This window comes from Paenibacillus algorifonticola (genome assembly GCF_050481745.1).
GTDB lineage: Bacteria > Bacillota > Bacilli > Paenibacillales > Paenibacillaceae > Pristimantibacillus > Pristimantibacillus algorifonticola_A.
The window spans coordinates 105,036-126,868 of record NZ_JBCNGR010000020.1; the positions used below are offsets into that span (position 1 = coordinate 105,036).

13 protein-coding genes and 1 pseudogene are annotated in these 21,833 nt (G+C 47.3%); 7 read left to right on the top strand and 7 right to left on the bottom strand.

The window, feature by feature from the left end; genetic code table 11:
• Positions 1-228: 228 nt before the first annotated feature.
• From ABEW34_RS18610 to ABEW34_RS18635, 6 genes and pseudogenes are all read left to right on the top strand, one after another.
• A complete protein-coding gene (locus ABEW34_RS18610; protein ID WP_430160641.1) occupies positions 229-777 on the top strand; it encodes a glutathione peroxidase in 549 nt (182 codons plus the stop codon).
• A gap of 95 nt (positions 778-872) precedes the next feature.
• Positions 873-1,083, top strand: a pseudogene (locus ABEW34_RS18615) (PhnE/PtxC family ABC transporter permease); the annotation flags it as partial.
• 418 nt (positions 1,084-1,501) lie between these two features.
• Positions 1,502-2,929, top strand: a complete 1,428-nt coding sequence (locus ABEW34_RS18620; protein WP_430160643.1) for a DNA sulfur modification protein DndB — start codon at positions 1,502-1,504, stop codon at positions 2,927-2,929.
• Between the two features lie 532 nt (positions 2,930-3,461).
• Positions 3,462-4,694 carry a nucleotidyltransferase domain-containing protein gene (locus ABEW34_RS18625; protein WP_430160645.1) on the top strand — a complete coding sequence of 411 codons (1,233 nt, stop codon included), beginning with the start codon at positions 3,462-3,464 and terminating at the stop codon, positions 4,692-4,694.
• Positions 4,694-5,359, top strand: coding sequence for a hypothetical protein (locus ABEW34_RS18630; protein WP_430160647.1), 666 nt, complete (start codon positions 4,694-4,696; stop codon positions 5,357-5,359). Before ABEW34_RS18625 ends, ABEW34_RS18630 begins: the two co-directional genes overlap by 1 nt.
• A 2-nt stretch (positions 5,360-5,361) precedes the next feature.
• Positions 5,362-6,495 (top strand): SAVED domain-containing protein, encoded by a 1,134-nt coding sequence (locus tag ABEW34_RS18635; protein ID WP_430160650.1) that lies wholly within the window; start codon positions 5,362-5,364, stop codon positions 6,493-6,495.
• A 250-nt stretch (positions 6,496-6,745) separates the two neighbouring features.
• On the opposite strand, the gene ABEW34_RS18640 is transcribed toward ABEW34_RS18635, so the two are convergent.
• Together ABEW34_RS18640 and ABEW34_RS18645 are read right to left on the bottom strand one after the other, a co-directional pair.
• Complete coding sequence (locus tag ABEW34_RS18640) at positions 6,746-7,726, bottom strand: YndJ family transporter (protein ID WP_430160652.1); 981 nt, start codon at positions 7,724-7,726, stop codon at positions 6,746-6,748.
• Between the two features lie 147 nt (positions 7,727-7,873).
• A complete protein-coding gene (locus tag ABEW34_RS18645) occupies positions 7,874-8,785 on the bottom strand; it encodes a helix-turn-helix transcriptional regulator (protein WP_430160654.1) in 912 nt (303 codons plus the stop codon).
• A 97-nt stretch (positions 8,786-8,882) separates the two neighbouring features.
• Between ABEW34_RS18645 and ABEW34_RS18650 the strand changes: the two genes are divergently transcribed.
• Positions 8,883-9,827 carry an alpha/beta fold hydrolase gene (locus ABEW34_RS18650; RefSeq protein ID WP_430160657.1) on the top strand — a complete coding sequence of 315 codons (945 nt, stop codon included), beginning with the start codon at positions 8,883-8,885 and terminating at the stop codon, positions 9,825-9,827.
• Positions 9,828-10,033: 206 nt separating this feature from the next.
• On the opposite strand, the gene ABEW34_RS18655 is transcribed toward ABEW34_RS18650, so the two are convergent.
• From ABEW34_RS18655 to ABEW34_RS18675, 5 genes are all read right to left on the bottom strand, one after another.
• Complete coding sequence (locus ABEW34_RS18655; RefSeq protein ID WP_430160659.1) at positions 10,034-16,219, bottom strand: fibronectin type III domain-containing protein; 6,186 nt, start codon at positions 16,217-16,219, stop codon at positions 10,034-10,036.
• Between the two features lie 397 nt (positions 16,220-16,616).
• Positions 16,617-18,272, bottom strand: a complete 1,656-nt coding sequence (locus ABEW34_RS18660; RefSeq protein WP_430160661.1) for an MGH1-like glycoside hydrolase domain-containing protein — start codon at positions 18,270-18,272, stop codon at positions 16,617-16,619.
• A 266-nt stretch (positions 18,273-18,538) separates the two neighbouring features.
• On the bottom strand, positions 18,539-19,891 hold the full coding sequence (locus ABEW34_RS18665) for an ABC transporter substrate-binding protein (protein ID WP_430160663.1): 1,353 nt from the start codon (positions 19,889-19,891) through the stop codon (positions 18,539-18,541).
• A gap of 169 nt (positions 19,892-20,060) precedes the next feature.
• Entirely contained in the window at positions 20,061-20,900 is an 840-nt protein-coding gene (locus ABEW34_RS18670) for a carbohydrate ABC transporter permease (RefSeq protein WP_430160666.1), read from the bottom strand.
• Between the two features lie 9 nt (positions 20,901-20,909).
• The gene (locus ABEW34_RS18675; RefSeq protein WP_099517773.1) at positions 20,910-21,824 is read right to left on the bottom strand and encodes a carbohydrate ABC transporter permease; all 915 of its coding nucleotides are present in this window, start codon (positions 21,822-21,824) and stop codon (positions 20,910-20,912) included.
• Positions 21,825-21,833: the final 9 nt, after the last annotated feature.

Below are 21,833 nucleotides of genomic sequence, written 5' to 3' on the forward strand. Positions count from 1 at the left end.
GAGAGATTGGCGGAGCGGGGAAATGGAAGGCAGCGAGCTGCCTAATTGAAATGCACCTCTTGGGGCGGCTCATATCTGTGCCATCATTCCTATTGCAGCCGCTATAGATTCGCTGCGCGAACTGGTGTCCACTACTCAATGAAATCAGGTATAATAGGATAAATCCTGCAGGATTCAAGTGCGGATACTTTGTCGAAAAACGCCCTGAGCGAGGAGTAGTGGACTACGATGGCGACTATTTATGATTTTAATGTAACAAAAACGAATGGTGAGCACTTTCCGCTGTACCAATATGAGGGCAGACCTGTGCTTATTGTGAATACGGCGAGTAAGTGTAAATATACGCCACAATTTGACGATATGCAGAAGCTTTTCGATGAATACCGGGATCGTGGCTTACAGGTCATTGGCTTTCCATGCAATCAGTTTGCCGAGCAGGAGCCTGGCAGCAGCCAAGATGCAGAAGCTTTTTGCCAGATTAACTATGGCGTTAAATTCCCGATGTTCTCCAAGATTGATGTGAATGGGGAGGACGCCCATCCGTTGTACGATTATTTGCGCAAAGCCATTGCCTTTGAGGGCTTCGATGAAGATGACATCAATGCAAAGCTGCTGAAGCTGATGGTGGCCGACAAGGCTCCAGAGTGGCTGCATGGCAATGCAATCAAATGGAATTTCACTAAATTCCTGATTGATGCTGAAGGTCGTGTCGTCAAGCGCTTCGAGCCCGTGTCTTCCATGGAGAGCATGCGTGCAGGTATCGAAGAGGTGCTGTAGCTATTAGGGGAACCGTACCTGTCTGTTCCTATCTGTTATCTATTCTTTTAATCTTGAAGCTTCATTCTCGCAAGTCCTGCTCAATGCGGGCAGGCTTTCTGAACTATAAACTATACCGATTCGAGATCAACGGTCCGCTCAGCTATGATACTGGGTGTCATTGGCGCTGGCCGTATCGGCACGCCGCTGATCTTCACGCCGAGTACACGAAGCTGGCCGCAAGTCGGTATTATTTTGCTCGGCATCGTTGTGATGAGTATCGTTATTGATCTTATTTCTGGCTATGTGCGTAAGAAGCTGGTATGAGGAGCGATAGGCGGAGCGGGGAAATGGAAGGAAGGCAGCTGCTTGAGTGAAATGCACCTCTTGGAGTAGACATTGGGAAACCCAGATGGGTTACCGACGATGCTTTAAGGGGTGTTTTTATAATGAACGGCTCTAAATTCTATTAAAACAAAACGGCTATTTAGTTGAAGATTATCTCCGGTGAGCCTTACCATAAGTAGGGCGAATTATGATGAAATAGGATTACGAGTCCCGCAAATAACTGCGGGATTTTTTTCGAATAAAAGAACCAGGGGTGTTTGTTTTACCATATTAAATAGACCTGGTTTATAAATAAAAATCCCTGGATAAAAAAATATGAATCCTAGGCATTTACATGTTGGAAGATTTATGTATAATAGAGTCATAGGCGAGTAACCAAATAATAGGAGGATGAAGTATGTTTCAAACAGAGACGGAAAACGATATTAGATCTCTAGATCAACTATTCGATAGAGGTGATACCTCGGAGACTCAGATTAAGGCATTTCTTTCTAACAATTTAGGTAATAGAACACTACTAGCAAAGCTCCCAATGTACGAGTTCTACAGGATGTCGGCAGTTGCCAACGAAAGATCAGAAGACGGGAGACCTGTAACACAAAGGAAGCTTGACCCTAAACATGCTTCAGAGTTAGCTCGTTATATTCTTAAAGGTTTGCTTTCGACGACAATATACATGAATCAACAAGATAAGAGTGCGATGATGCGAACAAGGATACGTATGCAAGAAATGATAGGCAAACAACCATATTTATCCTTACAGCCAATTGTAGCTAATTTAAGAACCGCCGGGCGTAACGGAACTGAACTACGAGGAAAGCCGCTTACGGCATCAAATGACGAAGGAATAGGTGCAAGAGTCTGGTTAGGTCAAAAAGATGTGCTTTGGGTAGTTGATGGTCAACATAGAAGGACAGCAATGCAGCTAGTGATAGAGTTTTTAGAAGATATTAGAATGACGCAGAAGTATCCACCTGCAAAAAGTTCTTTATATCCACATGGTAAGGAAGAAAGAAGTGTACCGTCAGATGAAATGAATGTGTGGCTTGAGTGTTATCAAGTAACAAGAAGTGAATGTACAGTTAATGTAGAAATTCACCTTGGTCTTGATGTGCTCGAAGAGAGGCAACTATTTCATGACTTAAATAATTTATCGAAAAAAATAGAAAAGAGCCTGGCACTTGAATTTGATAGTTCCAATCCAGTAAATGCGTTTATTAAGGAATCGCTTCTTGAACCTGCTATCGTTAATATTACCGCAGGTGATAAAGTTGATTGGGATAATGATGATGGAAGCTTTACTAGAAAGGATATCGTAGCTATTAACGCGCACCTAATTTTAAATAAATCTAATATTAATGGTGCAACTCCTGCGCTTGCACAACCTCGGTTAATGGTGGCAAAGCGTTTTTGGGAGGCAGTGACTCAAATAGCGGACTTTGGTGAGGAAAATGCGAAACAAAAAACAGTTGCTGCACAACCCGTTGTATTAAAGGCATTAGCAAAATTGACATACGATTTAGCATTTGGCAGACAAGCCAAGGAAGGGCTGCTAGATAGACTTTTAGATGAATTTACTAATCTTGATTTCGGACATGAAAATCCAATGTGGCGTTATTATCAGCTTAGTGAAGAAGAGGTCACCAAATTTGGCTTGGATGGATTGAAGGACTACTTGCCGGATGAATCCAGTGGTAATCGAGATATTGGATATTATGAAGAAACAACTGGCTGGATGAGGTTTGGGAGTAAGCACAATGATATATTCCCAATCATTGGAGATATGATTCGATGGAAATTACAATTACCAAAACGAAAGGATTAATGTTCAAATGTGTGAGAAACCAATAAATATTTAAGATTGTTCGAGACTCTACACACTTAATGTGTTGTTGGACACAGAGTTTTCACTTTGAATAGCATTGGTTAAGTAAAGGAGGTGGTGCAGCAAACACTTCTCAACCACCTCTTTTATAAAGTTGTTATTAGTTTGAGTGAGATTGTAAAAACGTATAAAACAGGGAACATATGATCTTGTCACCTGTTGAGAAAGCCCAATGTTGTTAGCACTTATTCTTCATGAGTGCTAATGGATGTAGAAAGCGGTGATGAATATAAGAGATAGCAGAAAATGAAAAACAAGCGTAAGTGGTAGTACACTTCGCTTGCCTTCAGATCTTAAAGTACATCCATTAATGAGAAGTGGTATTCTCGAACAGATGCATCAAGAAGGTATTGAGTGTTTGTGGAAACAGCACTCATCATATGTATAGTTGGTAGCTATATTATATGTATACGTCATTAATGACGGATATCCTTCTATTTTTCAAAATAAATGAAAGAAGGATGAATTATTAATGACAATTGAGTTGCAGTCCAAGGTTTCTTCGTTATTAGAAGCAATTGCTTCGCGTCTTGACATATCCCCTACAAAATATAAACAGGCAGTTGATAGATATTCCGCGGTAAGTAGTTGGATAGCAGATGGAAATTTCGAGGGTGTTAATGATATTCATTTTTACCCTCAAGGTTCTTTTCGACTCGGAACAGTTGTACGGCCTATTCGAGGTGGACAAGAAGCTGATTATGATATTGATGTCGTATGTGAGTTGCAAATTGATAAAAACGTTACAACGCCTAAAGAGATTAAACTCGCGGTGGGCTTGCGAATTGCGGAAAATGAAAAGTATCAGAAAATGTTGGATGAAGAAGGACGGCGTTGTTGGACGTTACTGTATGCAGAGCAGGATGATGTCGGATTCCACTTGGATGTATTGCCAGCTATTCCAGAGGTCACATCCATGAGAAAATCGCTTGTATATCCTAGAATTGTGGAGAAAGCCATTGCTATAACTCACAAAAATAAAGATCAATCCTATGAATGGTATTCCAGCAATCCAAGCGGATATGCAGAATGGTTTAATGTAATCAATAAACCCGCACTAGATTTGGTAAAGTCATTTCAACAACGAACACTCTTTGAAAACAATAAGGACATCTATGCACGTATAGAGGATGTTCCAGATGCGCTCATAAAAACACCTTTACAGCGTGCCATTCAAATATTAAAACGTCACCGAGATGTTCGATTTGCTCACAATGAAATGTCAGCAGATAAACCGATTTCTATGATCATAACAACTTTAGCTGCACAACTGTATAATGGCGAACCGAATGTCCATTTGACTCTTCAGAACATTGTGAATCAGTTGGACTTTCTCTCGGAATTACTAAAACCAGGATACACTCTCAATAAGAGCCTCCAGGATCAGGAATTAATTAAAAGAACCGTTGGGGGCACATGGGTGATAAAGAATCCTGTGAACCCAGATGAGAATTTTGCTGATCGGTGGCACGAAAATAACCATCAAAAAGCCAAGGCCTTTTTCCAATGGACTAGATGGGTAAAAAACGACATTGTTGACATATTAGGTATGAGTGATGTGGGTAAGATAGTGAAATCGTTCGAATCAACATTTGGACAAGTCTCGTCTGCAGCTGCTAGGTCACTTGGATTCCCTACAAGCGCAGTTGTGGCTTCAGCTCCAATTATTCATATTGCATCTCCCAATAAGCCCTGGGGGAAATAATGATGCATGGGCAGATAGTGTGGGATCATTTCAAGGAGTTACAAAATGAGTTCCCGAATCTTGTACTTACCTTCGAAAACAGCAGATACTATATTCGGGGTGCCGTAGAGTTTCGTGCGCAATTTTCTAACAAAGAGTTAATAGCTGAGTCGTATTCAATAGAAATAGAGGTTTCGGACCAATATCCGTTCTCCCTTCCAGTTGCAAAAGAACTGGGAGGGAGAATCCCGAAATCATTCCATACATTTACTAACGGAACGTTGTGTCTGGGCGCACCTATAGCAATAAAAATGACCTTTTCAAAAGATCCAACTTTACTAGGTTTTTTCAAAACACTAATAGTTCCGTATCTGTATTCATTTTCCTATAGAGAAAAAAATAATGAATGTATGCCCTATGGAGAACTAGAGCATGGTGCGGAGGGTATAATAAGCTACTATTTGGAACTATTCCAAGTAACATCGATTGATGCGGTTTTAAATTTTTTACGGGCTATGGCTTTTAATAAGATTAGGGGGCATTTACCTTGTCCTTGTGAAAGTGGTTCCAAGATAAGATATTGCCACGGCCCGAAGCTTATAGAGATACAAAAGTTTCAAACTTCTAGTGAGTTTAGAATGGAACTTATTGATTGTATAGAATATGTTAGAAGAACTAGGAGGTAAATATGTCTGAATCTGATGTGCCTCAACCGATACGTCATATGCTTTGGGGAAAAGCTGCAGGGCGCTGTCAATATAGAGGGTGTAATGAATTGTTACACATTGATCCTCATACAAAGAAGTTGATGAACCGATCGTATATCGCTCATATTATTGCTGATAGTCCACAAGGCCCTAGAGGAGATGAGGTGCTTTCTCCACAGTTAGCAAAAGATATTACAAATTTAATGTTGCTTTGTGATACACATCATCGATTGATAGACGTTAGAGATGTAGTAGGACATTCTGTCAACTTGTTACGTGATATGAAAAAAGAACATGAATTAAGGATCGAACTTGTTAGCCAGATTCAAGAAGATAGACAAAGTCAAATTGTATTGTACGGTTCAAATATTGGCGATCATAGCTCTCCGATTTCATACGAGCGTGTAGTCAATGTATTACTTCCTGAAAGATATTCGGCTGATTCTAGAGCAGTTGAACTAGGATGGAGAAACAGTTCTTTTTATGATCATGAAGATTCCTATTGGAAACTTGAACACGAGAATCTGAAAAGACAGATTCAAACAAATTTATTGCCGTTGTTAGCATCAGGGGCTAGAAGACATATTTCAGTATTTGCACTTGCCCCGCAACCACTACTAATTTCTTTAGGGGCAATGTTACCAGACCTATATGCAGCAGATGTTTATCAGTTGCAGAGAGAACCTGAACAAAAGTGGGGTTGGGTTGATTCAAATATTGATATAGAGTTCATTATCGAACCTCCTGAAAAGCTCTTTAATATTGTAGCATTGAATTTATCTCTGAGCGCTTCAATAGATTCAAGTAGAATAACCGAAGTACTTGGTGATGAAGTTTCAATTTGGACAGTCACAATACCACAACCAAATAATGATTTTATGAAAAGCAAGAGCCAACTTATGATATTTCGTCAAACACTGCGGAAGTTAATGGATAGAATAAAATTGGTCCATGGGCAGAATAATCAGATACATGTATTTCCTGCAATGGCAGTTTCAACAGCCATTGAGTTAGGGCGGATCTTAATGCCAAAGGCAGATTTGCCGTTATTAATTTACGACCAGAGTAAAAATAGTAATAAATTTATCAGAGCTTTGGAAGTTCAAAAGGGTTAAATAAATCTCTGGTTTAATAACGTCCGAGAGGCATCCCTTATAGGGATGTCTTTCCTATCAAATAATCCCATGATAGTAGACAGGTTAAAATTCGCCGTTAGAGTGATATGGTGAACCGTATCATAATTGATGGTAACGGAGAAAACAGAGTAAACCGTGTAAAAAAATAAAGATTGTTAAACGGCCCTCGTCCTGAATTCAATGGGACTGAGACCGTTTGGCTTTGTATGTAATCATTCACAAAAGGGGATCACTCATCTATTCTCGTAGGCAAACGTTTTTTCTTAATAGAGTCTACCATGTACACCCAGCCAATCAGTCCACATAAAACAAAACCAAACGCATGCAGAGCTCCGTAAATGGGAATGAAATCGAGTATGGTTAAGGAAAACATGTTTTTAAGTAACGGATAGAAAATGGAAAGGATGACAACCGTGTAAAAGGCTAGGCAAGAAAGGCCTAAAAAGAAGGCTGCCTTATTGTGTAATGAGTTTCTCCTCAAGTAAGCAAGGAGATAAGTGGTGTAAACCACAATATTACAGGCGAACAAAGTGACACCAATGTACTCCATTGGCTTGGAGAAAATCATACCAATAGCGATCAATATGGGGCCGATGATATCAATGGCCACGACCCAGGGATACCAGCTTTTCTTCGTCATGATCCGTCCCAGAGCACCAATAAAAATCGGAACGATAGCAGATGAAAAATGAAAGTGGACCGAGCTTAACGCGTGCGTTGCAGGATTAGCTTGGAAGAGGTTAAATTGATATTGATATAAGGTAAACCAAATACCCCCGATAAAAAAATAAACGAGCCCCGCGCCAATCGCTATTTCCGCTGTTTTCCCCCTATGAATCACAATAGTGGTCAAGCCATAGATGCCCAGCAGCAGTGTGAACAGTAGCCACCCAAGGGAGAGAATCCCTGGTATTGCCGTGTTTCCTAACCCCCACATCTTACTGCTCATTACAGAGGTCAGGGTAAGAAACGCTGCGGGAAAATGAAGCCATTTAATAGCAGCATAAATCATTCGTTGATGTTTATTCTTTTCGTCATGGTTCAAAAGTAAAATCACAAGAGGTACAATGACGAAAGCCGCAAACAGTAGAAATTTTTCAACAAGTTCGAATTGGAAGAAATCAAAATAAAATAAAACAATGGTAATGATTCCACCGGGAATCGCTGGTACTAATAATGATTTCATCAGTTGCTTCAGGGAGCTATTCATGGCGGTTCCTTTCTAATCTATGCTTGGCGTAATACCTGCCTACATCCCGTTATCTAGCATTTTTTAGTACAGATAGGCAATTCTTTTAATTAATAGTTTAACACATTTATTTGTCGATATATTGCCTATGCCGAGTCGGGGCCTTTATCAGGAATAGTTCTCCATCATTTGATATAAATAATTTCGAAAGTCTTCAACATAGCTTTTGGGCTCTACAACTTTCAGATGAGTGCCGAAGCCTGCTAAAAATTGAAATCCCCTACGATTTTGAGGGACATAAATGGTTGCTAATAAAGATCCCGAACTATGGTCTTCAATACTTTTTCGACCATACCTTTCGATGATTTGATCTTTGATGCTAGGCGAAATCCATACCTTAATTGTGACGAATTGCGGTAGATATCTTGCTTCGTGTCCCTGCTCGGACCAATCGTCTCTAGGATGAAACGCGCGTTCATCCATAGTAATATGATCAGCTCGGGATAACTTGAATGTTCGATATCCTTGTCGATGTAAACAGAATCCTTTCAAGTACCAACTCGTTTCGCTAAAATGCAGCTCATAGGGCTCGATTATTCTATTCGTTACAGCCCCGTCTTTATCTGTATAATCAAACGAAACCAGCCTGTTCTTTAAAATGGATTGTTGACATGTCTTTAAGGTTTCAAGAATTTCGGACCGACCTTCCCAATCATAAAACGACAGTTGAATGGAACGATTCAGAGACAATGGACTGACCATTGCCTCTATTTTTTTTATCGTTCTTTCAACATCTTCGGTAAGGAGGATTTGTTCCAATCCGCCGAGCGCAGTTAATATATGCTGTAAATCGGAGCTGCTTAAAAGGCGTTTATCAACCTTGTATTCATCTATTATGCCGTAGCCGCCTTTGACCCCATTGACAGAGTAGATCGGGATGTTCGATAAGCTCAATGTTTCCATATCGCGAAGGATCGTTCTTTTGGAAACATTGAATAGTTGTGTGAATTCCTTTGTAGAAACAACCTCTTTTTTCAGCAATATCATGATAATCGAAATGAGTCTCTCCACTTTGTCCATAATTGCCCTCTTTTTTCTATATGATTTCAGAAAGGTGACAACAAGATGTCGCCTTTTTTCCATTATACTACATGTATCACAAGAAGGAGGAATTGCAATGTTTAATCCAACCGATTTTCCCAAGCCCACTCTTATTTCAGTCAACGGTGTGGAACTCGAAGTCTTTGAAGCAGGCCGACAAAATGCCGGAAAACCCATTGTCCTCTGTCACGGCTGGCCAGAGCATGCCTTTTCTTGGCGCCATCAGGTGGCCGCCCTTGCCGCAGCGGGCTACCATGTCATCGTCCCAAACCAGCGAGGTTACGGCAACTCATCCCGTCCGACCGAAGTAACCGACTATGACATTGAACACTTGTCGGGTGATCTCATCGCACTTCTCGATCACTATGGATACGAGGACGCCACCTTTGTCGGTCATGATTGGGGTGCGATGGTCGTATGGGGACTGACCTTGTTGCATCCAAACCGCGTGAACAAGGTGATAAATCTGAGCTTGCCCTACCAGGAACGCGGAGAAAAACCCTGGATCGAGTTCTTGGAGGAAATACTCGGCGGCGACTACTATTTTGTCCACTTCAATCGACAGCCAGGTGTCGCGGATGCCGTATTGGATAAGAATACGTTTCGGTTTCTTCGCAACCTGTACCGCAAGAACGAGCCTCTCAGAGCACCTGAGCCAGGCATGGCGATGATCAATCTTGCCAACGCGGAAACACCGCTCGGCGAGCCCTTGATGAACGACAGCGAACTGGCCGTTTTCGTATCCGCCTTTGAAACATCAGGGTTTAGGGGCAGCATAAATTGGTACAGAAACCTTGACCGCAACTGGCACTTATTGGCAGACGTGAACCCAATTATCCAACAGCCGACCCTTATGATCTACGGCGATCGGGATGCGGTCCCGAGGTCTGAAAATCTGACAGCGTTTGTGCCCAATGTGGAAGTGGTCAATCTGGACTGCGGTCATTGGATCCAGCAAGAAAAGCCGGAAGATACAAACCAAGTGATTTTGAGATGGCTAGAACAGCAGGATGCCACCTAGTCCCAAGAGCGTTTCAAGGTTGAGCCTGCCCTCCGGCTTGGCCGGAGGGTAGAATGAGACGCGGTCACCGTCTCTGAGCCTTACCATAAGTGAAGATGGAAACTTTTCTTAGGGGAAGTGACCTAGCCACCCTATCGTATGCCTTGTTCAATGCCAACAGCCTGCCTTTGCCGGATTGATCCGACCAAGGCAGGCTGCTGCTCATCCTATTTGGTTACGTTAACCTCCATCTGGCTGCTTTCCGTGATGCCGCTATCGTTGGATAGCTCGACGCGGTAAGCGTAGGTGCCTTGGGTGCGGTCCGTTATTGTCGTTGATGCGCTTTGCGCGCCAGGCGTATTGGCCGTCAGCGCCTGCGTATCAATAAGCGTCCCATTTTCATACAAACGGTATTCGGTGGCGTTCGTTCCCCACCACATGTTCATCGTCACCTTGTAGCTGCCATCCCCGTCCCAGTTGTCATTGGACAGCACTGGCTGGCCGGGAAAAGCGTCCTTAACCGTTACAGTATGAGGGGTACAGCTCGTCGTACCGAAGGAATTAGTCAGCTCGCAAGTGTACGTATACGTACCGTTTGCTTTTCCGGTAATATCTACAGACGCCGCCTGTGCAGACGGCGAGTTGTCCGTTAACACCTTGCTAGCAATGAGCTCCCCATTCTCATACAGCTTATATACCGTACCATTTTGCCCATACCACAGGTTCATGGTAATTTTGTAGCTGCCATCCAGCAGCCCGTTGTCATGACCGTTATTGTCGGACAGCACCGGCTTGCCCGGAATGTCCGTTGCCTTCTCGGCTCCTGTCACTGTAATGACGACGGTTTGCGTCGTTTGCAGCCCTGCCTCATTGACCGCTGTCGCTGTAAAGGCATGCGTTCCTGCCCGCCCAGCCATGGACAGAACATCGCCATTTGACACTGGATTTCCGTCAAAGGAAAGCGTCAGGCTCCTAATGCCCGATTCTGGATCTTCCGCCGTTACCGCCACCGTCCAGCTGTCGGCCTCGGTCATCTGTTGCGGCGGCAAGCCTGTAATAACAGGAGGTGTTGTATCCTCTTCCTCCTGCGGCGCACCTACATACTGAATGCGCGGCATTGGCGGCTCTTCCATGCCTGCACCTAAATAGAAGCTAGTATGCGGCGGCTGATTATAGGCTACATTTTGCCAAGCAATACCCAGTCGGTATACAGGATCATGCATCAGCGTTCTAATCCGATGCTCGGTTACATCGGTCGTCGTATAAATGCGAAGCTCCGAGCTGTCTGTAGAACGCCACATTACTTCCTCGCGCCAGTCGCCGAATAGATCGGCCTGCAAGCTCGGATTGGCCTTTGTTGAATTGTTTGAGGAAGCGCCCGTTGCCGTAAGCAGGTTGACTGTTGTTTCATTCATATAATCCCACTTATCGATCCGATTGCCATCCTGCAGCTCGCGCAGCAAATCGCCATCCCACCATATGCCAAAGTTCGTCGAGGAAGGGATTTTAGTCGTAATCAGCTCGCCGCGTGCATTGTACAGTCCGGTGATCGGAATGTGCTGCTCATTCGTAATCGTTGCTGACCACATTTCTTCACCGATATGGTTAGGATCAATATCTGCAGACAGTCCGCGTCCGGTATCTATGCCGGTGAAGACGCCCCAAAGAATTTCTCCCGTCGCTGCATCACGCATCTCCATGCCATACTTGGAATCCGTATGCTCATGTACGCCGAACACTTCAAGCCCAGGACGAGTAGGGTCCAGATCTCCAAGATGCAAAGCATCGCCATGACCAAGCCCTGTGTTGTATAGCGGTTTGCCATCATCGTCAATCGCCATCGCGCCAAACGTAATTTCATCCTTGCCATCGTTGTCTACATCGCCAATCGACAAGTTGTGGTTGCCCTGCCCGGCATAAGAGCCGTAGCCTTCGGTATTTGAATCAAATTTCCACTGCTGCATCAGTTTTCCGTCACGGAAATTGTAGGCAGCCAGAACCGTTCTTGTATAGTAGCCACGGCTGAAAATAACGCTCGGATGCTCACCGTCCAAATAAGCGACGCCCGCAAGAAAACGGTCGACTCGGTTGCCATATGCATCGCCCCATGCGCTGACATCGCCGCGCGGCGGATCATAGGCAACCGTATCCAGTGCGCCGCCATTCAAGCCATTGAATACGGTCAAAAATTCCTGTCCCAGCAGCACGTAGCCGCTGCTATTGCGGTGATCGGCACTCGGATCGCCAATGACGCGGCCCAGGCCATCAATCGTTCCATCGGCTGTTTTCATCGTGACTTCAGCGCGTCCATCTCCATCGAGATCGTAAACCATAACCTGCGTATAATGAGCACCAGAGCGGATATTTGGCCCCATATTAATGCGCCACAGCCGTGTGCCATCCATTTTGTAGGCATCCAAATAAACGATGCCTGTATAACCCGCCTGAGAATTATCCTTGCTGTTGGACGGTGTCCACATCAATACAACTTCCAGTTCGCCATCGCCGTCAAGATCACCAACGCTAGCATCGCCCGCATTGTACGTATAAGGCTGGCCATCCTTTGTATAATCGTCGGCTGGTTTTTGCAGCGGAATGGACAAATATGATTGGGTCCACACGCCGAATTCTTCGGTCGCTGGCTTCTCCACGCCGTTCAGAACAGCCGTCACCTGATAAACGGAGCTGTCTGTCCCTTCCGTATCAAGCAGGTTCGTACTGTCTGTAATCGGCTCGGCATTTACCTTGCTTCCATCGCGGTACACATTAAAAGCTATGGATGAAGGATCAAGGCCCAGCATCCGCCATCCGATGTAGATGCCCTCAGCCTTTTTCACTGCGACCGGAGCACGGTCCAAATACTCCATATTGCGATACAAAGTTGTTACGGCAGGCGACTCCAAGCTTTGGGACAGCTCGGAAATGCCGCCCGCATTCACAGATGCAACCTTATAATAGTAAGGAATCGTCGTCAGCACTGTTGTGTCCGTGTAGGCCGCTTCCGCAGACTTGCCAATTAGCGTGTAATCGCCATCCACCTTGGTAGCCCGATAAATATAGAACACTTTCGCATTGCTGACCGCATCCCAGCGGAATGTCAGGTCATTTTTATTCGTTTCCACAAGCGTGAGGCCTGTCGGAATGGCTGCCGTTGGCACATTTGGATCAACCATCGACACAGCAAGCGCGTTGGAGGCCACCGACTCAAGCCCCGTATGGTCAACAGCTGTCACCGTATACACATAATCCAGACCGACATCAGCTGTCGTATCGGCAAAGCTAAGCGCTGCCGTCTCGGTCAAAAGCTCTGCACTAGTGGCTACAGCAGCCTGACGATAGACGCGGTAGGCTGATGCGCCTTCCACAGCGTTCCATGCCAGGGCAGCCGTTACAGGCTCATTTTCAAGCTCCAGTTCCGTCAGCGCTAGACCTGTCGGTGCCAGCAGCAGCGGCGTAATTTCCAGACCATTCAAATGAGCCGTTTGGCCGCTGAATACGAGGTTCATTTGACCATCCTTCACGGCAATCTGATTGAATACCCGCTCGGCAATAGACTCTTTGCCGGACGTAATTGTGCCGTAATCTGCCCCTTCAATATTGACATTGGTTCGTGTCGAGCCAATCCAATCGCCCGTATATGTTTTGACCGAATAGGAACCGTTCGGCAAATCGACCTTGAACTCATAGCTGGCATTGAAATAAGCCACAAAATCGCGCCTAAGGTCGTCCGTTCCCGCACCTCGGTCGCGGTCAATCATGCCTGTGCTGTTCGTCAGCCCATAGCCAAGCTCAGGCGTATACAGCACATTGCGCGTAACTTCAGTGTATCCAGCTGCAACGGGTGCTCCTACCGGACCGAAATCAAACCGATACTGTGCCGATTTGGTCGTGATCGATACTTCGCTGGATGGCAGCGATTCGCCGCGGCCATTAACAGCCGTTACCCGCACGGTATAAGACTTTCCTTCCAGCATTCCGCCGATAGACAGGGTTGGCACCGTCGCTGTGCCAATCATGGCGTAAGCCGATTCAGGCTCGGAAGCCAGCTTGCGGTAAATTTTATAAATATCGGTGTTGTCCGAAGCGCTCCACTTCAGCACAGCACCGGCGTTGCTGACACTGCCTGCAACTAGATTAGCTGGCGCGTCAGGCACTGCATCAGGCTGTGCGATTTCGCGGACAAAGTCCGCCAGCGGCACCGGAAGCTGTTCAATGCCGCCTGCCAGCAGACGAGCGATTTGAATGGCCCCGTATTCCTGGAAATGCGTATTGTCCGCAGAACCATTCGGGAAGGCCCCATAAATGCCCGGCTCCACATGAAGGAATACAGACAAGGAAGCTTGCGGACCAATGGAGTTGTAGTAGGCGATACTGAGCGCACTCAGGTCAACCAGCTCCACATTCAGCTCGGCAGCCACATCTTTCATGGCCTGCACATATTCCGAAAAGCTTATATTAAAAATGCCTGTGTCCGCATTGAAATCACGGCGGCCCATCGGCGTTACGAGAATCGGCGTCGCGCCGCGCTGTCTGGCACCATTAACGTAGGTTTTCAAATAGTTTTTGTAATCGGCTGGTGAAGCATAGCGCTCAGGAACGCTAATCGTCGCATCATTGTGGCCGAATTGGACAAGGAAATAGTCCCCCGGACGAATCGTCCGCAGCACTTCATCCAGACGGCCCTCTACAATAAAGGATTTGGAGCTGCGGCCGCCAATGGCATGATTTTTGAAAATAACATCATCGCTGAAGAAACGCGGCAGCATTTGGCCCCAGCCAGCCTCTGGCTCCCAGTAGGGATCATAGGTTTGAACGGTAGAATCGCCCGCTAGATATACAGTCGGAAGCTCTCCGGCCTGACGCTCCTGCTGCTTCTTGATGACAAGCGCGTTCAGCTTGGGTGCGGACCCCGTAAATGCAAGATTAAGCTGCCCATCCACAAGCGCCAGCTGAAAGTCCATCTCCAGATATTGGCCAGCTGCTTTGCTAGTCAGCTGCACCTTCTGAATGGTTTCGGCCTTGATCGCGATTTCGGATGCTTCGGTCGCATCACCCGCAATGAGTGAAATCGTATAGTCGCCATTAGGCAGATCGACGTTAAAGACCCCATTATTCGGTGTAACAAAATCCGAACGCAGCGGATCAGCTGTGCCACGGTTGCCTGAGCCGATATTAGAAATATCAGTAAATCCGTATTTAAGCGCAGATGTATAGGCGGTCTCAGCTGCTACACGGACATAGCCGTCAGCAAGCTCGCCCGATCCAAAATCGAAGCGAATCGTATCGCCTTCCGGCAGTGTAGTAGGCGGCACATAGACAGCGCTCTCCACAACCGTGGAAGCTTCCGATTCCCCGCGCACGTTAGTAGCTTTCACAGTGTAAAATTGCACCACAGACGTGTCGACGCCCGTATCCGTATAGGCAGGAACTGTCGTTTGGCCGATTTCTACAAACGGCCCTGCTGCCGCATCGGCACGCAGCACCTTATAGCCCTCCGCTCCCTCGACAACCGTCCAGCCCAGCACAACCGCCGAAGCTTGCACGGCGCTGATGCTGACTTGGCTCGGTGCAGTTGGAGCTGTTAGCGCTGGTATGGTTACCGCAGCGGTAGGGGCGCTTAAGACCGACTCCAGTCCAGCTGCATTGACGGCAGCGACGAAGTAGCTGTAGCTGCTTCCTTCTGCAACGGCCGTATCCACATAGGAGGCAGCTGCCGTTTCACCTGCAAGGACAGGAGCGGCAGCGCCCTCCGAACGATAGAGCTTGTAACGGGCCGCACCGGCTGCCGGGTTCCACGCGAGCGTAACATCCTGCGGCGTCACGCGCGTCACGGCTAGTCCGCCCGGCGCCTCAGGGGCAGCAGCGACTACCTGCTCAATGACGATGCCATTCAAATAAGCGTAGCCCGTAGTCGCCGAAATATCGACTGTCAGCTGCCCGTCATTTACCGTTGTCCGGTACGTGCCATGAACGGCCGCCTGACGTGTAGAAAGCGTTCCGGCAGCGACTCCTTCCAAGGCAATATTTGTTTTAGTCGTGCTTGTCCCGGCCAGCAAATCGCCTGAATACACCGTGACATCATATTCGCCATTAGGCAAATCCGCATAAAAGGAAAACGAGGTTCCGAGGACAAAATCATTCGTCAGCTCATCTCCGCCAGAGCGGTTCCGGGAGGCTAGCGCGACGCTCAGCCCATAACCAGCCTCAGCCGTATAAAGCTGCGATTCGCTTACGCCGATAAAGCCTTCCTTTACAGGACTTGAAGCTGTGCCAAAATCGAACTTCTTCACGAGCTGTTCTACTGTGTTTGCGTATGCTGTCTGCGATCCAAGCGGCAGCCCCTGCAAAATTGTGGTCCATAAAACCGCTGCGGCAAGCAGCAGAAACATTAGCCTTTTTTTACTTCTTAACATATAAAAAGATTCCCCCCATTTTCTCAATTGAAATGTTCATTCCTTGCAACAAGGTTCGACTTGCGGGTAAACTGCGTATCCGTTTTTAGCCTCAATATTAAGTAAGCGTTTACAAAATACCGCATCCTGCTGTACGATCCTAAGCTGTCTGTTCGTTATGAGGCCTTCATCCCTCCCTGCTTCTATGTTTAATGGCTATGGCAATTATTTGAATACGCTTTCAACTTGATACTAACGTTGTTTTTTGTGAAATAATAGCAAAAAAACCGTCTTTTTTGATTAAAAATCCGGTTTTCATAGCAAAGCTGCCGCCGAAGCAGCAGCCTCTGAGTATGTTGGAGCTTTTAATAATGCCTATGCTGCTAAATGAGAGCCAACTAGATTTTGCTGCTTTCCTTCAGCTATAGGCCGGATAAACAATGCCAATATCCAGCTCTTTTTCTAAACGCCCCTCTGTATAACGAAGCTGTTCATTCCCTTTAATCTCCAAAGCGAGCTCCGCTCCATCGAAGTAGACAACCCCTTTAATCGTCCTAACGCTCATACCGATTATGCGGCTCAGCCTGCCTGCCTGGTCCGTAACGACGCGAGTGCCGAACGGGAAACGCATATGCTCCTGCCCATCTAAATAAATGACGGACTCCTCACGAGTGTTGAGCAGCTCAAACGTCAAGCTATCCACGGTTCTGCTGTAGGCCGTGCCGCCGCCCGCCGGCTCCTCGCCATGATCCATCGCATAAGGCAGCAGCCCTGTAAACCACAGCGTTCCATCTGGCGCAGGCAAAATACCACACAATCGCTCTACATAGTCCAGCACGCTCAAAATCGCCGGCGAATACGTTTCCGTATAGCCCTCCACCCCAGTCCAAGGGCTAAGCGCTTGTGAAAACCGCGTCATATTGGCCATCGCTGACACAAGCGGATACATAACCCAAGTCAGCTCTACATAACGCTGATGCTTCTCGAACGCATGGGCAGCGCGAATGATGCTCAGAAAGTTAGTGGGCCCGCCCCAGCTGTTGTAGCTGGAAAACGGATCAAAACGCGGATCATCCATCGCCAACGATGTAAACGGAAATTTGGCAAAAAACTTGCTCGTATTGAGCAAGTAGCGCCTCAGCATCGTATCAAAAAAACGGCGGTCGCCCACCTCGCAGGCCATCACCCGCAGCAGTACATCCGACTGCACCTTTACCAGTTCATTTTGGCGGTCACGATCATAGAAGAAATGGTCCGCTTCGTCAAAGCAATATTCGAATAGGCTTGCAAGCGAGGCCTCCGCCTTCCGCTTCCATTGCTCGGAGGGCAGCCCCAACTCCTCCGCTATTAACGCCAAATACTGCCGCTGGCAATAAACGTTAGCCGTTAAATCAGGAGCCAAAAATGGCAAAATCGGAGAATCCGGCTGACAAAGCGCGGCATCTCCCAAATGCGGCGTATCTGGCACATGCCAGAAGCGGGGCGACAAATCATGGCCCGTATCGAACGTGCTGAACGCTTCTACACAGCCCGTCCCTCTCGTATCTCGGTGAGCCGCCAGCCAGTCGTCATAAAGGGAAATAGCAGCATACATCGTTTGTAAAAAAGCCTTGTCCCGCCCATGCAGCGCATAATGGTTCCAGACGCTGCGGGCGAGCGGCGTCACCAGCTGAATTTGCCGATAAGACGGCCCATTCTCCGTTATTTTGTACGGAAATAGGCCATCCTCCCGCTGAAATGCGGCAAAGGAGAGGTACGTTGTCTCTGATACAGACGGAATAAACCGGGACAGCAGCTCTGCGTTAATCGTGCCTGTACTTTCCAGCCAGCAGCCTAAGTAGACGCCGCCCTCATGCAAAATCGGCTCCGGATTGCCGCCCGTCGGCACGATGCAATCCAGCAAGCGGCGCACGGCCTCCTCATGTACGCCTTCCAGCCTCCCTTGGGCTGCAGCAAATTTTACTCCGCCAGCTTCCCACTCGCTTATTAACGATTGATCGGAAGCTTTGCCCCGCTGCCCCAATATATGCTTTGCAGACTTGCTCCTAAGCCGTTCAAGCAGCTTTTCTTCCATAAATTTCGCCCCGCTTTCTATTAAAATGAACGATTTCGCTTGGCAGCTGCTAGGTTAAAATGCGCGAACACTCTCTCATGCTGACCTTAGCCCCTTCTCCGCCCCTATCGGCTCTGACAACAGCAGGCTGCCTAACGGCAGCCCGAATGAACCTATTTATATTCCAATTAGCAGGTTGGCGCGGCCTTCGCTTTCACTTTTACCTTCGCCTTTGTATTTCTCTTTGCCTTTGCATTTGCCTTTTCTCCGCCTATAAGCTTCATTGCCTATTGGTTTTTCGCAAAAATTTGCAGCGTGCCGTTGTAAAAATCGGCAACCGCCTGCTCTACCTTTTTACGGCCAAAACCGATTTCCTGAACCGTCGTCTCCGCCAGCTTGGAAAACTCCGCGAAGCCTGGAGGATTGTAGCTGACTGCGAAAGGCTCCGTTTTTGTCGCTTCCGACACACGGCTCGTATAGTCGTAAACGATGCGGTCCGCATCGCTCGCTTCGGCCTGCAGCGCCTCACGATTTTTGGACGTAACCGGAACGCCGCGATCATTGCCAAGCACCTTGGCTGCCTCTGGATCATTAATGAAGAAGTTGATCAGCATCGCCACTTCCTTCGGATGCTCCGTTTTTGCATAGCCCGACAGTCCTTGGCTCGACTCGAATACGACACCCGTTCCCTTCGCACCCCTAGGCAGCTGCACCATCGTGAGCTTATCCTCCGTCAGCCCTTGATACGCTGCAAACTGGTTGGATGGTATAAGGCTCATCGCCACCTTGCCCGTGATGATCAACGATTTGCTAGGATCGCTCGGCGGATTCGATACGGCAAGCTCCGGTGTCACGACACCGCCTCCCGCCGTTGTCGCTTCCCAGTATTTAAACCAGCTCAGCGCCTGCTCTTCTGTAAAGCCTGGCTTGCCTTCTGCCATGTTGTATAGCTGCGCGCCATTTTGCTTAAGCGCAATATCCATGCCATCTACCGTAAAATTATAGGTGCCATATACGCCATCGCCGAGCTTTTCAGACAGCTCCTTGCTAATTGCGGCGTAGTCGTCCCAACTCCAGCCATCCTGAGGCACCGCAATGCCGGCTTTCTCGAACAGCTTCGTATTAATCAGGATTCCTCTCGCATTCGCGCCAGCAGATATATGCAGCAGCTTGCCGCCCAGCGTACCATACTCCACCATCGACTCATCCATATCCGTCAAATCGAGCTCTTTGCCTACATACGGGTCAAGCTCCAGCAAAACCCCTTTATTGGCATAATCAACAACATTGCCGCCGAGGAAAAAAACATCCGCCGGTGTACCCGATGCGAGCTGGGTATTCAGCTTGTCAAAATAACCGGATGAAGGCGCGAACTCGCCCTGCACCTTAATGTTTGGATTTTTTTTCTGGAATAGCTCCAGCACCTGATTTGTACGGTCAGCCCGCCCTTGGTCTCCCCACCACATGATGCGCAGCTCTACCTGCTCCTGGCCTGCGTTGCCGCTGCCAGCGCCCGATCCATTCGTCTTGCTCTCTCCATTAGTGCCAGATGCCGCTCCTCCTGCTCCCGTACCACCCGAGCATGCCGTTACAATTACCATTAATGCTGCCAGCATTGAAAAAAGAATACGCCGCTTCATGCCAATCTCCCCCGTTTTCGTTAAATTTATTTGAGTAAAACGCTTACAACGCCATCTTACTGTAAACCTTAGCCACAGCGCCTTTCATTATTTCGGCAGTTCATTTGCAATTTTTTCGGATCGCGTTATCGCCATATAGCTGACTCGCCGATTGCTAGCCATGAGGCCGCTATTTCAAGCCTGTCGTTGCAATCCCCTCCAGAAAATAACGCTGGAACGTCAGGAAAACCGCCGTAATGGGAAGCAGCGACAACGCAGACATCGCCAGCAGCGCACCCCAATCCGAGGAGCCCGATGGGTCGAACAACGCCCGAATGCCAAGCTGCACCGTGAACAGCCGAATATCGCTCAAATAAATCATTTGGCTGAAAAAATCATCCCATGTCCATATAAACGTAAAGATGGCCGTCGTAATCAGCGCCGGGACGAGCAGCGGAAGAATGATGCGGAAATAAATTTGTTTTTGGCTGCATCCGTCAATCGTCGCGCTTTCGTCAAGCTCGCGTGGAATGCCCCGGATAAACTGGACCATGAGCAAAATAAAAAACGAATCCGTCGCCAGCCATTTTGGAAGCACTAGCGGATAATACGTATTAATCCAATGCAGCTCGTTAAAAATGACGTATTGCGGCACCAGTGTAACATGATAAGGCAGCATAATCGTAACCAGCATCAGCGAAAACCATAGCTTGCTGAACTTAAAGGTCAATCTGGCAAAAGCAAAAGCAGCAAGCGAGCAGGTAATAGCATTTCCAAGTACGCTCGTGAGCGATATCGCAAAGGAGTTGGCGAAAAAACGGCTGAAGCTGATGCCTTGGAAGCCGCGCCAGCCATTCGCGTAATTTTCCAGCGTAAACGAGCTTGGCCAGATGCCCGGATCGGAAAAGATAAGCTGGTTCGGCTTGAAGGAGCTGCTGATCAGCCATAGAACGGGATAGATCATCAGCAGGCCCATGACGATAATCGGCACATGCCTCAGTACTTGCCCATATTTCATGCGGTTTGTCATCCTCTGCACTTACCTCCCATCCTTGTTGTCTCCATAAAACACCCAGTATTTCGAGGTCACGAATATAATCGCCGTCAACGCTCCGATAATGAGCAGCATAATCCAGGCGAGCGCCGAGGCGTAGCCCATATCGAAGAAGGAGAAGCCCTTCAAATACAAATACAGCGTATAAAACATCGTCGCATCAAGCGGGCCGCCGCGGCCGTCACCGATGACGAAAGCCGGTGTAAACGCCTGAAATGAATGAATGACGCTCATAATGAGGTTGAAAAAAATAACCGGCGTCAGAATCGGCAGCGTAATGCTGACGAACTGGTTCCACTTCCTCGCCCCGTCCACCTGGGATGCTTCGTAAAGATCGGCGGGAATTTGCTTTAACCCCGCTAGAAAGATGACCATCGCCGAGCCGAACTGCCATACCGAAAGCGTAACAATCGTATATACAATGTAATCCGGATGGGCAATCCATGACGGGCCTTTGATACCCAGCCAAGCGAGCGCCTCGTTCACGGCACCAGTACCGTCGAATATTTGCCGCCATACGATAGCAATAGCAACGCTCCCACCAAGCAAGGATGGGATATAATAAATCGTCCGGTAAATGCCCAGCGCCCGAATACCCTTATTGAGCGCCACTGCTACAAGCAGGGCAAAAGCCAGCCTGAGCGGCACGGAAATGAATACATACTTGAAGGTTAGCCATAACGAGCCTGTAAACGTGCTGTCATTCGTAAAAATTTGTACGTAGTTATCCATCCCAATCCATGATGGCGGGGACAGCAAATTGTACTTGGTCATGGACAGGTACAGCGAGCCCAGCATCGGCCCAGCCGTCATGCAGAAAAAGCCAATCAGCCACGGCAGCAGAAACAAATAAGCGGTTTGGTTCTGCTCGCGGGCCAGTGTTTTGCGGGAAACGCCCATGGCAAAAAT